Source organism: Nocardia coubleae NBRC 108252 (assembly GCF_001612805.1).
Lineage (GTDB): Bacteria > Actinomycetota > Actinomycetes > Mycobacteriales > Mycobacteriaceae > Nocardia > Nocardia coubleae.
Map to the genome: position 1 here is coordinate 1 of NZ_BDBD01000033.1, position 12,578 is coordinate 12,578.

Annotated in this window: 17 protein-coding genes; 14 read left to right on the forward strand and 3 right to left on the reverse strand. The window is 66.4% G+C overall.

The annotated features are described in order from the left end of the window. The first annotated feature begins 399 nt into the window (after positions 1 to 399). The gene (locus NCO8_RS29900; protein ID WP_067645056.1) at positions 400 to 1,230 is read left to right on the forward strand and encodes a DUF2637 domain-containing protein; all 831 of its coding nucleotides are present in this window, start codon (positions 400 to 402) and stop codon (positions 1,228 to 1,230) included. Between the two features lie 306 nt (positions 1,231 to 1,536). Then, entirely contained in the window at positions 1,537 to 2,088 is a 552-nt protein-coding gene (locus NCO8_RS29905) for a hypothetical protein (RefSeq protein ID WP_067645058.1), read from the forward strand. On the opposite strand, the gene NCO8_RS31720 is transcribed toward NCO8_RS29905, so the two are convergent. Next, positions 2,073 to 2,603: a hypothetical protein gene (locus tag NCO8_RS31720; RefSeq protein ID WP_157105170.1), complete on the reverse strand. Its 531-nt coding sequence runs from the start codon at positions 2,601 to 2,603 to the stop codon at positions 2,073 to 2,075. The genes NCO8_RS29905 and NCO8_RS31720 overlap by 16 nt on opposite strands. A gap of 235 nt (positions 2,604 to 2,838) precedes the next feature. Here NCO8_RS31720 and NCO8_RS29910 point away from each other — a divergent pair, with 235 nt between their 5' ends. The 10 genes from NCO8_RS29910 to NCO8_RS29955 all read left to right on the forward strand — a co-directional run bounded on the left by NCO8_RS29910 (position 2,839) and on the right by NCO8_RS29955 (position 10,818). Continuing rightward, the gene (locus NCO8_RS29910; RefSeq protein WP_067645061.1) at positions 2,839 to 3,414 is read left to right on the forward strand and encodes a hypothetical protein; all 576 of its coding nucleotides are present in this window, start codon (positions 2,839 to 2,841) and stop codon (positions 3,412 to 3,414) included. A gap of 322 nt (positions 3,415 to 3,736) precedes the next feature. Next, entirely contained in the window at positions 3,737 to 4,735 is a 999-nt protein-coding gene (locus NCO8_RS29915; protein WP_084457597.1) for a hypothetical protein, read from the forward strand. After that, complete coding sequence (locus NCO8_RS29920; RefSeq protein ID WP_245655554.1) at positions 4,723 to 5,514, forward strand: class II glutamine amidotransferase; 792 nt, start codon at positions 4,723 to 4,725, stop codon at positions 5,512 to 5,514. The genes NCO8_RS29915 and NCO8_RS29920 overlap by 13 nt, the downstream gene beginning before the upstream one ends. A gap of 90 nt (positions 5,515 to 5,604) precedes the next feature. Next, the gene (locus NCO8_RS29925; protein WP_245655555.1) at positions 5,605 to 6,855 is read left to right on the forward strand and encodes an amidoligase family protein; all 1,251 of its coding nucleotides are present in this window, start codon (positions 5,605 to 5,607) and stop codon (positions 6,853 to 6,855) included. Continuing rightward, positions 6,843 to 7,613, forward strand: a complete 771-nt coding sequence (locus tag NCO8_RS29930) for a class II glutamine amidotransferase (protein WP_067645064.1) — start codon at positions 6,843 to 6,845, stop codon at positions 7,611 to 7,613. Before NCO8_RS29925 ends, NCO8_RS29930 begins: the two co-directional genes overlap by 13 nt. A 53-nt stretch (positions 7,614 to 7,666) precedes the next feature. Continuing rightward, positions 7,667 to 8,002: a hypothetical protein gene (locus NCO8_RS29935; RefSeq protein WP_067645067.1), complete on the forward strand. Its 336-nt coding sequence runs from the start codon at positions 7,667 to 7,669 to the stop codon at positions 8,000 to 8,002. Then, positions 7,999 to 8,478 carry a hypothetical protein gene (locus NCO8_RS29940; protein ID WP_067645069.1) on the forward strand — a complete coding sequence of 160 codons (480 nt, stop codon included), beginning with the start codon at positions 7,999 to 8,001 and terminating at the stop codon, positions 8,476 to 8,478. The genes NCO8_RS29935 and NCO8_RS29940 overlap by 4 nt, the downstream gene beginning before the upstream one ends. Then, the gene (locus NCO8_RS29945; RefSeq protein WP_067645072.1) at positions 8,475 to 8,810 is read left to right on the forward strand and encodes a hypothetical protein; all 336 of its coding nucleotides are present in this window, start codon (positions 8,475 to 8,477) and stop codon (positions 8,808 to 8,810) included. The genes NCO8_RS29940 and NCO8_RS29945 overlap by 4 nt, the downstream gene beginning before the upstream one ends. Before the next feature lie 137 nt (positions 8,811 to 8,947). Then, positions 8,948 to 9,421, forward strand: coding sequence for a hypothetical protein (locus NCO8_RS29950; protein WP_157105171.1), 474 nt, complete (start codon positions 8,948 to 8,950; stop codon positions 9,419 to 9,421). A 269-nt stretch (positions 9,422 to 9,690) separates the two neighbouring features. Further along, positions 9,691 to 10,818: a hypothetical protein gene (locus NCO8_RS29955; protein ID WP_245655556.1), complete on the forward strand. Its 1,128-nt coding sequence runs from the start codon at positions 9,691 to 9,693 to the stop codon at positions 10,816 to 10,818. 73 nt (positions 10,819 to 10,891) lie between these two features. Here the strand turns inward: NCO8_RS29955 and NCO8_RS29960 are convergent, their stop codons facing one another. Both NCO8_RS29960 and NCO8_RS31990 read right to left on the reverse strand, forming a co-directional pair. Further along, positions 10,892 to 11,281: a hypothetical protein gene (locus NCO8_RS29960; protein WP_067645093.1), complete on the reverse strand. Its 390-nt coding sequence runs from the start codon at positions 11,279 to 11,281 to the stop codon at positions 10,892 to 10,894. A gap of 5 nt (positions 11,282 to 11,286) precedes the next feature. Then, positions 11,287 to 11,448, reverse strand: coding sequence for a hypothetical protein (locus NCO8_RS31990; protein ID WP_167353353.1), 162 nt, complete (start codon positions 11,446 to 11,448; stop codon positions 11,287 to 11,289). Between the two features lie 22 nt (positions 11,449 to 11,470). On the opposite strand from NCO8_RS31990, the gene NCO8_RS29965 reads away from it, so the two are divergent. Then, positions 11,471 to 11,695: a hypothetical protein gene (locus NCO8_RS29965; RefSeq protein WP_067645078.1), complete on the forward strand. Its 225-nt coding sequence runs from the start codon at positions 11,471 to 11,473 to the stop codon at positions 11,693 to 11,695. Positions 11,696 to 12,166: 471 nt separating this feature from the next. Continuing rightward, a partial coding sequence (locus NCO8_RS29970) for a DUF3085 domain-containing protein (protein WP_067645081.1) occupies positions 12,167 to 12,578 on the forward strand: 412 nt, incomplete at its 3' end.

The window sequence follows — 12,578 nt, forward strand, 5'->3', positions numbered from 1 at the left end:
CTATATGCCAACGCGGGCAACAGCTTCGACCGAACGTGCTGATGGGGTGGCATCGCTGCGCGGTGCCACCCCATCACTGACTTCGAGACAGAACCTAGGCCCGGCGGTGATTTCGTGCGGGGGTCGAGGCCGCATCCAAGACCGCGCCCTCGTTGAACGGTTCCAGCCTCACCGTGCTCGGTCACCGATTCAGCCTTGATCGACGTCGAGGTTCGCCGATAGGCGGTGCAGTTGTTGACCTTTCACGGCCTCGGCGGGCTCGGCTCATCGGACCTCCGCTGGTGAAGCACTGCCTCTGACCGCGGCTTCTGACGACCCAAAGCGCCCAAGCAAGGGGATCAGCCTGTGCAACCGATATTGCCATCATCCGCCTGTAACCAGCCCCCGACGAGCGAAGACGTGGGCACCGACCGTGCGCACGTCTTCTTCTGGACCGAGCTCTGTATCGCCGCCGGAGTCAGCGTGATCGGCAACGCGACCCAGGCCGTCCTGCACACCACGGCCTTGCCCGTGGTCGCGGCCACTGTCGCGGTCATTCCGCCGCTGGCGTTGCTGGCGGCCGTTCATGGTGTGGCGCTGCTCGCACGCGCCGACACCGTCTCCGCCGCTGCGCGTCGCGCTGCGACCGCCCTGACCGTGGTGATCGCCGGCGGGGCGTTCTGGCTGTCGTTCACCGCGCTCCGCGCCCTGGCGACCACTGCGGGTGTGCCCGCTGGCGAAGCGTGGCTGTGGCCGCTCATCGTGGAGGGAAGCATGACGCAAAGTTCGCTGGCCCTGCTGATTCTGGCGCACGCACATCAACCCAACACCGACATCGAAGCGGCATCTCAGACGCCAGCACGGTTACCAGCTCTCGAACCACGCCCGACTGAGGGTGTCCGAGTAGCACTGCCCGCCTCGCCGCCGGAACATTCCGAACCCGTCGAGGAATTCCTCGATGATCGGATCAGCTCAGACATCGACCTGCAGGCGCTGGCGACGTCGATCTGCGACCAAGACCCTGGCGGACGTCGCGATCGCGCGACCGTCTTTGCGGTGCTGACCCATCGCTACCTCGATAATTGGAGCGCCACCCGCATTGCACGCGAACTCGGACGCAGCCGGTCCGCGGTCAGCCGGATCCTGCGAGATGCCGAACGACTGCATGCAAGAGCTGCCACCGACCGTGCGCACACCGACAACGACCCACCCGCCGACCGTGCGCACACCAATCCAACCGTGCGCACGTAGTGCCCGACTGACCGGCGCGATGTGCGCACGCTGCGTTCGACCGTGCGCACGCCCACTACCTGTGACCGGTTGGGGCAGACACTGTTTCGACGTGTGCGCACGGGGGCTGAACATTTGCCGGATGTGGTTCACGCCACATCGACAGTGGCTCGGGTCCGGTGTTTGATCGATGCACGGTTCGTTGCCAGGTACCACACTTCTCGTGCTCTTCTCCAGCGAAACCATGTCCTTGGGGGACCTGTGAACTTCGATATGTCTTGTCCACAGTGCCAACGCGTCGACTGGGTTCAGAACGTGCCCGCTGTCATGTCCGATGGCACGCACGGCGGCTACAGCACCGGTGCGTACGCCGGTGTCGGAATCGCGTCCGGTGGTTTGTTCCCTGTCGCTGGCACATCCACGCACGAGTACAGCCACAGCTCCGCGCTCGCGAGAAGCCTGGCCTGGCAGCCGATTCTGCCGTCGGCGAGTCGGCTGTTCGCCGTGGGCGTGGGTTTGGGCCTTTTCGTCCTTCTCCTCTACACCATGTGCTATGCCTCGCTGCAGAAAGAACCACTACGAGGGGATGTCGTTGAGGTCACCGGCACCCTGATAGGGCTGCTCATCGTTCCGGTTGGGCTGTCCGTGCCGGTGGTCGCGATCCTGATCGCCGCTGTCAAACGTTCCAACCGAAGCGGCAAGGTTCTGGCAGGACGTAACAGGGCTCGTGGAGTGTGGAGCCACGCCTACTACTGCCACCGATGTGGTGTCGTCTACTGGCCGTATCCGACCGAGCCCGGTGTCCCGCACCGCGTCCCGCTCGCTCCGGCTCAATTCCGTTGGCATGTCTGGAACACCGGGGGCTACGCCAAACTCTGACCTGGCGCGTCAGTGCTCAGTGCGCCCTGCGGACCAGAAGGACCCACTTCGACGTCACTTCGGGTGAGTAGACCTCTACGTTGCACATCACTCGGATCATCCTGTCCGCCGGGACCGGCGGCGGGGTTTTCGGCCGCTCGGGCCAGGGCCGTGAGTTGCCGAAGTTGTTTGCTGGTGAGTTCGAGTAGTGCACCGATGCTCGCATCCGTCTCGCCCAACTCGCGCATCGCTGTGACCGCTCCGGCTTGCTGGCCGCGCAATTGCGTGACTTCGGCGTCGTACTCGCGTTCCAACTGTTCGATTCGCTTATGGAGCTCGCCGAGGCGCTGCTCGTGTATGCCGGTGCGCTGCCGGATCGCTCCTGCCGCGTGTAGGTAGGTCTGGACCGCGTCCATCGTGGCGGTCTCACGGCGCCTGGCTGCCTCACGCCGCGCTTTCATCAATTTCTGCACTTCGTCCAAACGGCGACTCGATTCGGGGTCGCGCTTGGATCGTCGTTGTTTGCCAGCAGGCATCTCGATCTCCTGAGAATGGCCCGACCAACGGCTCCTCCGCCTGCCAGCCTAACCCGCAGACCCAGGCCCTCGCCAGGACCCCGACGGCAACATGCCAGCGCTGCACCGTCTTTCATCACCCACGACGGTTCCACTTCTGCGCGCCGCGCCTGGCCCGCGCGCAATACCTGGCGATCCGCGCCTCGGGTTCCGTCCCAACGGTTCTCGCCCGCACAGTTCCGAAGAACGGAGACCGATGACCACCTCGCTCACCAGATTCGAACCGATCCTCCGCGAGCTAGCCGGATCGGAGTTCACCAAGACCCTCCTCGCGACGTTCAGGCAGCAGGAGTGGGCCGAGGACGAGATTCGTCGCGCCCAGCAGGCTCACCCCGATGTGTCTGATGTGTTGCATCACAGCTTTTCGCTGTTGACCGCGACCGAGGAACGCATGGCCACCGAGTTCGTCTACCGTGCACATGCCCGAGAGCTGCTCGAGCGGGTCGCGACTGGTGTGTCGACCAAGCCGGGGACCTCGGTCGAGGTCGTGCTGTCGCTGATGCGCGCGAGCTTGGTGACGCCCTTGAACACCACCGCGTTCGGCCTGTACGTGCGGATGTGGCGTCAGGCCGGACTGCCCGACGTCGACGGTCTGGGCGCGGATGTAACTGAGCGCTACGAAGCGATCAACGCCAGCCGGATCGATGAGTTCGAGGCGATCGCCCGACACAAGCTCGCCCAGCCCTCCCGTGTGCTGAAGCTGGTTACCTGCGAGGGCCGCCATCTGGGCGAGCCGGTCGACTGCCGCCTGGCAATTGCACGCGCCGCCTGACCTGTCCCGGTTCTTCGGTCACGTTCTTCGTCCTGTTCTTTCACGCCGCATCCCGGTTTTCGGGTGCGGCGTTCGTCGTCTTTCAGAAGGGTTTGCTGTGCCCGATCTCGATCTTCCTGACCCGTGCGGGGTCTGCCGATCCCGTGAACCCGGTACTCGTCTGTCGATCGACGGCGGAATCGTCTGCCACGAATGCGCCCGAACGTGCGCGCAGTGTTACCGCTGCGGCGTGCGTTCGCTCGCCCTCACCGACACCGCCGTCGGGCGGGGGCTGTGTTCGGACTGTGCGACCGGATTGAACTCGTGCGCGTCGTGTACGGAGGTGTCGTTCACCGGTCTGCGCACCGATAACGATGGTTTCGTCTGCGGGATCTGCGCGCACCAGTTGTTCGATCAGTGCTTCCGGTGTGAACGGTTCACCCGCCACAGCCGTTACGTCGTCGGTAACCACCGCACCTGCCCGGAATGCGCCCGGCAGCTGCGGGCGTGCCCGGACTGCGGCACCCTGCTGGCGGGGCGGCGCGGGTGTGATCGGTGCGCTGATCGGCACACGTTGTGGAACTACACCTACCGGCCCGACCCGATCTTCCACGGCACCGGCCCGTTGTTCCTCGGATTGGAACTGGAAGTCGTTGTGCCCGAAGACCGTTTCGGCGACGCGATCGCGACCGCCACCGACGCACTCGGGTCGCTCGGCTATCTCAAGCGTGATTCCTCGATCCGGCCCATGGGTTTCGAGATCGTGTGCCACCCGATGACCTACCAGTACGCCCTCACAGAATTCCCCTGGCAGGTCCTGCACCAGCTCGCCCGGTTGGGCTGTGAGACCGGTCCCGGTGTCGGGCTGCACGTGCACGCGTCGCGGGCCGGGTTCACCGGGCCCGCCCACATTTTCCGGTGGATGAAGCTGGTGTACCGCAACTCCGACCAGGTCTCGAGGTTGGCGCGACGCACCAGCCGTTACGCCCCGTTCGAGCTCGACACTCGTTCTCGGGTCAAGGACCTGGCCAAAGGTGCTCGCCACGCGGTGGGTTTGCCGCGCTACCAGGCGATCAACCCCCACCCGCGCGACACCCTCGAGTTGCGGGTCTTCGCCAGCACTCTCGATCCCGGCCAGGTGCAGGCGGCGTTGGCGTTCACCGAGGCCTCCATCGCCTACACCGCCGACCTCACCGTCGCCCAGATCCACGCAGGTGGGTGGGACTGGGAGCAGTTCACCGACTGGCTGACCCACCGCCTCGAATACGCGCCCTTGGTCGCTGAACTCGCCCACCTTGCCGAACAGATCGACGAACAGGAGGGCGTGCTGTGTGCCTCTTGACCTTCATCCCCTCCTCCGTCGCCCCGGACCCGATCGCGTTGCGTCATGGCGCGCTGACCAATCCGCACGGGCACGGGTTCGCGGTCATCGCCGGGCCCAGGATCGTGACCGGGCACGGCATGAACGCCGAAGAGGTGATCGACCTGTTCGCCCGGGTCCGTGCCCAGCATCCGCGTGGTCCGGCGTTGTTTCATTCCCGCTACGCCACCCACGGCATCCGCACCGTCGACAACTGCCACCCCTTCCCCCTCGGCCGCGACAAACGAACCGTGTTGGCGCACAACGGTGTCCTACCCAATCGGGTGCACCCGGGCCCGTATGACTGGCGATCCGACACCCGCATCGCCGCCGAGGACTACCTCCCACGCCAGCCGTTCGGTTCGATCGACACCCACAAGGGATTTCGGGGGCTCGAATCCTGGCTGGGGTCATCCAAGCTGCTCATCCTCACCGTCGACCCCGCCTTCGACCAGCAGGTTTACCTGCTCAACGAGTCGAACGGCTTGTGGGACAACGGGATCTGGTACTCCAACCGCAGCTATCTGCCCTGGTCGCAGCGGTACGGCTCGCATCGCCGGTCGGTGTGCCGCAGCTGTGAGGCCGTCGACGTGCACCGGGTGAGCCGGTACTGCACCACGTGCGGGTGGTGCTTCGCGTGTGAGAACCGGTTCCCGCACTGCGAATGCCGCCGACCGCGACCCCGCGGCCCACGCCACCGTGCCTCCAACCCGCCACTCGCGCTGCCAGTGGTGAAACGACCGAGCGCCCCGAGTCCCTGACGAGTCGGCCGCGCCCGCAATTCACCACCGCTGTCCCCTGAGCCTGCACCTGTCGGTGCGAGCTTTCGTCGTTTCCAGGGAAGGAATTCCATGCCGACCGCTGTCCTGGTCGATCTCGCCGAATGCGAAGCCTGTTCAGCCCGCCGCCCGACTGCGGAGTTGGTCGAGACCGCCGAGAACGAACATCTCTGCTCCGGCTGTGTGGCCACTCTCGACCTGTGCGAGAGGTGCGATCTCCCCGCCCGCGATGCCGCGCTGACCACCGCGGACGACTACTGGTGTGCTGGTTGCCGAGCACCCTGCACCCTGTGTGAGGACTGCGGGCGCTACGCGCCCTACATCGTGGCGGTCCTCTCCAGCGGTGACGTGTGCGAGTCCTGCGCTGAGTCCTACACCGCCTGCGACGACTGCAATCTGCGAACCGCCGACTCCTACACCGTCGACGGTGATCGGGCGGTGTGTGAGGACTGCCGCGACGACTACACCCGATGCCGCGGATGTCGCATCCTGGTCCGCGGTCGTGACGACTACTGCGACGACTGCGCCCAGCCCGACCCTTCACGCGTCCACGACTCCCACTACACCCCAGAACCCATCTTCCACGGGCAAGGGCCGCTGTTTCTGGGCATGGAACTGGAAGTCCGCACCACCGTGCACGGCTATGAGGACTCGGTCGTGACCGCGAACAACCATCTCGACGGGTTGGGTTACCTCAAATACGACGGGTCGATCAGTTGTGGGTTCGAAATGGTCACCCACCCGATGAGTTTCGACTACGCGATGAGCGAGTTCCCTTGGGCGCTGTTGACGCGGCTGCGGTTGCTGGGTTGTCACACCGATGACGAGGTCGGCATCCACGTCCATGTGTCGCGGGCGGGGTTCGACTCTCCCGCCCACATCTATCGGTGGCTCAAACTCGTTTACCGCAACGAAGACGACGTCACCGCCCTGGCGCGGCGCCAGTATTCGCAATGGGCCGGTTTCGACCCCGAGATCCGCGCCATGGCCAAGGACCTCGCGCACGGCGGACACGGGTGGGGCCGGTATCACGCCATCAACGCCCGACCTGAGCACACCTTCGAGCTGCGGGTCTTCGCCAGCTCCCTCGACCGTCGCGAGGTGAAAGCCGCGCTCGGCTTCGCCCACGCCTCCGTCGAATACACGCGCACCTTGCGTGCCCACGACGTCGTCCGCTGCCAGGGATGGGACTGGGCCACCTTCACCGACTGGGTCGCTCAACGCCCGGAATACGCCGCCTTGACCGCTGAACTCGCCGCGCTGACGCCGACCGAAACCGGTGCGGCCCGCAGCAACCTGGAGGACTTCGCATGTGCATCCTGACCGTCATCAAACCCGGCATCGTCGCCGACTACGAAGCCCTCGCCGCCGGCGCCGTCGCGAACCCGCACGGGCACGGGTGGGCCGTGCACGCCGGAGACCGACTCATCGTCGGCCACGGCCTGGACCCACAGACCACGATCACCGAATTCGCCCAAGCCCGAACATCATTCCCGGACGGGCCGGCGTTGTTCCATTCCCGCTTCGCCACCCACGGTGACCACACCACCGCCAACTGTCACCCGTTCGCCATCGGCGGTGACAAACGAAGTGTGCTGGCCCACAACGGGATCCTGCCCGAGCACGTCCACCCCCTCAAGGGTGACGACCGTTCCGATACCCGCATCGCCGCCGAGGACTTCCTGCCCCACAACCCGTTCGGGTCGCTGGATTCCTGGGCCGGTCGGGAACGGTTCGAACGGTGGCTGGGCACCGACAAGGCCGCCATCCTCACCGTCGATCCCGCCTACAACCACCCCGCCTACATCTTCAACGAGCACCGCGGGCACTGGCGCGAGGGCTCCTGGTATTCGAACCACAACTACGAGCTGGGCCGATACCCGGCCGGTGCCTTCTACGACTACGAGTTCGGCGACGGGTTCTGTGACAACTGCGGGGCGGAGTACGACAACCCCGACGGCCCGCACTGCCCGTACTGCGGCTTTTGCGAAGCGTGCCTGAATCCTTTCCCGCGCTGCCGCTGCACCTTTCCCGGCGAGGCCGACCGCTACGCCGACCTCATGGCGCTCGAAACCGCCTGACACTCATCATCTTTCGTGCTCCGTCTGGAGCCCTCTTGGAAAGGACACCCCCGATGACCTATCCACTGACCGTTCCGCCCTTGCGCCACAGGATGCGCGCCGCCCTGAACCAGTTGCGTGGCCTCGGCGCTGTCGCCGACCCGGTGACCGGTTCGACCGAGTCGACCATGGTGGTGGCCGCACTCCACGAGGCCCGCCACAACACCCTGCCCGTCACCGTCCGCACCCGTGGTGGGCACCTGATGCCGCGGTTGAGCGTGGACACCGTCGGCGCCCGCCACGTCAACCTGAACACTGATGCCGGGGAGCAGGTGATCGTGCCGTTGCGGTTCATCGAATCCGTGCAACACCAGCGGCCCACCACCGACGGCGACCAGGGGCTGCTGTGAACACCACCGTGGTCGGGGCGGCCGAGCCATCACGCTGGACCGCGCGCCTGCACCCCATTCCCCGGCGCGCCCGTGAGGTGTTGGTGATCGGCTGGCACGCCGCATTCGCCGACACCCCCGCCGCGGGAACCCCGATCGCGGTGTTCCCCCACACCGAGATCATCGCCGATCACTTGCCGGTGATGGCGTTGGTGCGCATCGAACACGCCACCGCGATCGACACCATCACCGCCGACGGGACACGCGAAACCCGCTGGGGTAACGATCCGTTCGGTATCGCGAAGACCGGGATCAGTTGGCGGCTGGTCCCCGCCCACCGCGCCGAGGATCGGTGGGTGATCGCGCGCGGGTGGTGGGCCGCCAGCGGGGAAGAAGCCGTGCTCCCGACCTCGGTCACCGAGCACGCCCTCGGCGCACCCACCGTGGTGCCCGTCTATGACCACGACCCCCACACCGGCAAACGCTGGACATCGTGATCACCCACGTCGGAGAACTCACCGCCTGGCTGCAAGCCCAGATCCCCGACCCCGACGAGAACCTCTACGAGCCCTGGAACACCGGCACCCCGACCACCACCTCCATGGTGTCGCTGATCCACCTGCACGTGCAGACACCCTTCGGCCCCGACCAAACGACCACCGTCGTCCTCGTCGCCCCCCGATGCCCGGCCGAGGACACCGCACCCGATATCGAACCACCAGATCCGAGGCCTCCTTGCCCGACTCCCCTACCTCCCGACCGCCCACGCCCGAGCGTGTTCCGATCCCCGCGCGCCTGGCGAAAGCACCGATCTCGTCAGGACTCGTAGTCCCCTACATCACTCTCGCCCACCGCGACCGCACTCGCCCGGTGTGGGGAAACATCGACCCACACCGCCTCGCAGAAGTCCTGCACCACAAGCGATGTCAGGTCTGCGGGGAAGGACTCGACGACACCCTGGTGTTGATGATCCGACCCTCCGACTACCTACGCGGCGTCGCCGTCGAACCCGGCTTGCACCCCGAATGCGCCTGGTACAGCCGCCAAGCTTGCGTGATGCTGGCCGGGCACGTCGACCGCTACAACCCCGTCGGCAACGCCCCGCTCAACCGATGTGGTGACCCGTTGTGCCGCTGCCGGTACTGGGCGCCCCCGGAGAACACCACCCCGGGTCGGGAGGGCAAACCGGCCGAAGCCTGGTACGAGGCCTGGATCCGGCTCGACGACTACGAAGTCTTCACCGTGCCGGCCGACGAATCCGGGGCAGAGGCCACCGGGATCGCGCTACGCGGCGTGCCGTTGCGGCGGTTGCGCAAGGTCCGCGACCCGGCACCGAATTCCGACGATTCCCAGCCGATGGACCTACTCGCCGCAGTCATCGCCGCCCGCAAACTGTGGGAAACCCTCGGCCTTGCCGAAGGACCTGAGACTGCCGACTAGCCGATGACCCGGCGTAATGCGCTGGCTGTCGGTCCGCCCGCTCGATGCCCGCGCGTCGGTCCGGGACGTGACCGGCGCTCAAGATATCCACATGTTGTGGATACCTCTGTGGACAACCACAACAGGAGCCGTCCACCGACCCGGACCCACATTCGGTCGCGACGCGCAACCGACGGTCCAGCATCGCGCCTTCTGATTCCTCACCGGCCACTGAGCCCGCACCCACCACGGGTGCGGGCTCAGTGCTTTCCACGGAAGGAAACACCCCCATGCCCACCCCGGTTCTCGCAGAACCTGCCTGCGGCCAGTGCCGCACCGCGACCCCGGCAGCCGACCTCGTCGACCTCTCAGACACCGACGGACTCTGCGGTGATTGCCGGGCCGACTGGCCTGAGTGCCCGCAGTGCCGGAGTTCGGTCCGCGACCTCGTCGAGGTCATCAGCGGCCACGACCTCTGCGCGAGCTGTGCCCGCGACTACGTGCGATGCGGTGATTGCCTGGCGCGCACCGCGCGTGCCTACACCACCGATGACGGCATCGACGTGTGCGAGCTGTGTGCCAGCGAATACCGCGAATGCGACACCTGCGTCACCCTGGTCCCCTTCGGCACCGACCAGTGCTCGGACTGCCGATCAGACCACCCCGCGATCTTCGACTACTTCTACAAGCCCACCCCCGTCTTCCACGGCGACGGACCCCTCTACCTCGGTCTCGAACTCGAAATCCGCGCCACCAGAGACGGTTTCACCGACGCCGTCGACACCGCCGAGGCCGCCGTCGGCGATCTGGCCTACCTCAAGCAGGACGGATCGATCAGCTGCGGGTTCGAACTGGTCACCCACCCCATGACCTACCACTACGCGATCAGCGAGTTCCCCTGGTCGCTGCTGGGCAGGCTGCGGCTGCTCGGCTGCCACACCGACGACGAGGTCGGCATCCACATCCACCTATCCCGCGACGGGTTCGACTCCCCCGCCCACATCTACCGGTGGATGAAATTCATCCACCGCAACCAACCCGAGGTCATCGCCCTGGCCCGCCGAAACTCCACCTGGGCGCAGTTCACTCCCGCCGCCCGCCGACGATGCCGAGAATTCGCCCACGGCAGTCACCACGGGTTCGGCCGACAGCAAGCGATCAACGTCTACCCCGAAGACACCTTCGAACTGCGCGTGTTCGCCAGCTCGCTGAAACCCCAACAGGTCCAAGCAGCCCTCGGCTTCGCCCATGCCTCGGTCGAATACACCCGCACCCTCAGATCCCGCGACATCGCCCGCCACCACGGCTGGGAATGGTCGACCTTCACCACCTGGGTCGCCGCCCGCCCCGACTACGCCCCACTCACCAACGAACTCACCCAGCTCGGCATCGACGGGTACTACGCCCGCGCATCGTGACCACCCAGCCAGCCCAGCCTCGCGACTCCCCCGCGGCCGAGATCGGCGCCCAGTCGCAGTACTGGGGCGGCGGTCAGCCAGCGGAGCGTCGAGGACCGGCCGGGCCCGCGGTTCGCGGGCGCAGCGCGTAGGCGGGCACGAGCTGGTCGCTCAACTGCAGATCCGGGCGGCCGTCGGCGTAGGCGATCGAGTAGGTGACCCGGCCCAGCCACTCACCGGCATAGGTCGGGACCCAGTGCGTGAGCAGTCCCGGACGTTCTCCGGTCATGTCCAGTCCGGCACCGTTGACGTGGCGGGGCGTGCCGGGATCGCGGATCACGATGGCGTCCAGCCGCACCCATACCGGCTTCGGCGATTCGACCACGGTCCGCGCGAAGTGACCGCGCCCCTGCGGGTACAACGGCCGAGGGAAGGTGCCCTCGGTTCGCGCGGGCCCGCTCGGTTCGTCTCCGCCGTCGTTCATCGTGCTCACCCGGTCCAGGGAGTCAGGTCGAGCAGCCGCATCGAGAACGGGTACGCGCCGGGGGCGTCCAGGGTCGGCTCGATCCGGGCGGTGGTGCCGTCGATCTCGAGGATCTTGAACTGGCTGACGCCGTTCGTGCCGATCCGGACTAAGTCTCTCACCTCCATGATCGATACTATAATCGAACACATGTTCCCATCGGTGTGTGAGTCGGCGCGACCCTACCTGCGGGTCGGGATCTGGACGGAGCCCTCCCCACGGTTCTGCCCGAACGGGCACCGCCTCGGCGCCGGACGCGCGATGGTCGCGGCCATGCCGTGCCGCCGCGTCGGCGGGCACCACCGCGCCCACACCTGCCTCGCGTGCGGTGCCACCACCTACAGCCCGCCCGCGCACAACGACTGCGAGCACTGACCGCCGGGCAACCCAGCCCGCGCGCGGGATACCCAGAGCGGCAGCAGGATCGAGCTCTCGAGAACCGAATCTGTGCGACGGCCTAGGAGCTGAGCGCAGACCAGCGCTGGGCCGCTCCTAGCAGTCCCTCCCGTCACGCCGAGCCCTGTCGCCGCACATCTACTTCAGCGCGGTGAGCCCGCCGACCGCGTTGCGGTCGACGTTCCACGGCACCGAGCCGATACCCCCTCTTCGCCGCGTCCTCGCGCGGCGCGACCGACACAGCGCGTTCAGGCTCCCTCCAGGGTGTGGGGCCTCGATTCACCGAGCCCTCGACACAGGCCTGGCGGATGTCCCCGGCCAACGCGCCGCCACCGACATCCTTTACCCGCTCATCGGTCTCACCGGTTTCACCGGAACAGCTACGGCACAGCGTGCGCGGTGTTCTAAGCCGCCAACACCCAGTGCCCTTCAAACGAAAGGTATCGCATCATGCGTCGATCGAGTTCGTTCGAGTTGTGGTTCCCGCTGCGCCAGGTCTTGCCCATTGCCGAGCACGCCATGGCCGCTGGTGAGCATTCCTGGCCCGAGTGGGACACCGACAAACCCGACCCGGTGCCGCCGGCACTGGTATGGGCCAAAGACGAGGGCACCTATCTGCTGTCCAACGGTCGGCCTCGTCTGCTCGCCGACCCGACTCGACCCGACGGATCGTCGAAGGTGGTGTACGCGGTCGGCTACGACAACCGCAGCCGCTTCGACTTTTCCGGCACCGCGGTCGGTGGGGACGACTTCGTCGAATACATCGACCTCACCGAATCGTTCGACGGCGTGACGTTGATCGAGCTGATCCGCCACCACGCCGCCCACCGCGGAATACTCATCCTCACCGCTTACCACGGCA

Excerpts from the sequence above, each read along its gene's own strand:
- NCO8_RS29905 (WP_067645058.1), top strand. The coding sequence starts at position 1,537 with ATGTCCGATGGCACGCACGGCGGCTACAGCACCGGTGCGTACGCCGGT.
- NCO8_RS31720 (WP_157105170.1), bottom strand. The coding sequence starts at position 2,603 with ATGCCTGCTGGCAAACAACGACGATCCAAGCGCGACCCCGAATCGAGT.
- NCO8_RS29910 (WP_067645061.1), top strand. The coding sequence starts at position 2,839 with ATGACCACCTCGCTCACCAGATTCGAACCGATCCTCCGCGAGCTAGCC.
- NCO8_RS29925 (WP_245655555.1), top strand. The coding sequence starts at position 5,605 with ATGCCGACCGCTGTCCTGGTCGATCTCGCCGAATGCGAAGCCTGTTCA.
- NCO8_RS29930 (WP_067645064.1), top strand. The coding sequence starts at position 6,843 with ATGTGCATCCTGACCGTCATCAAACCCGGCATCGTCGCCGACTACGAA.
- NCO8_RS29935 (WP_067645067.1), top strand. The coding sequence starts at position 7,667 with ATGACCTATCCACTGACCGTTCCGCCCTTGCGCCACAGGATGCGCGCC.
- NCO8_RS29950 (WP_157105171.1), top strand. The coding sequence starts at position 8,948 with ATGATCCGACCCTCCGACTACCTACGCGGCGTCGCCGTCGAACCCGGC.
- NCO8_RS29955 (WP_245655556.1), top strand. The coding sequence starts at position 9,691 with ATGCCCACCCCGGTTCTCGCAGAACCTGCCTGCGGCCAGTGCCGCACC.
- NCO8_RS29960 (WP_067645093.1), bottom strand. The coding sequence starts at position 11,281 with ATGAACGACGGCGGAGACGAACCGAGCGGGCCCGCGCGAACCGAGGGC.
- NCO8_RS31990 (WP_167353353.1), bottom strand. The coding sequence starts at position 11,448 with ATGGAGGTGAGAGACTTAGTCCGGATCGGCACGAACGGCGTCAGCCAG.
- NCO8_RS29965 (WP_067645078.1), top strand. The coding sequence starts at position 11,471 with ATGTTCCCATCGGTGTGTGAGTCGGCGCGACCCTACCTGCGGGTCGGG.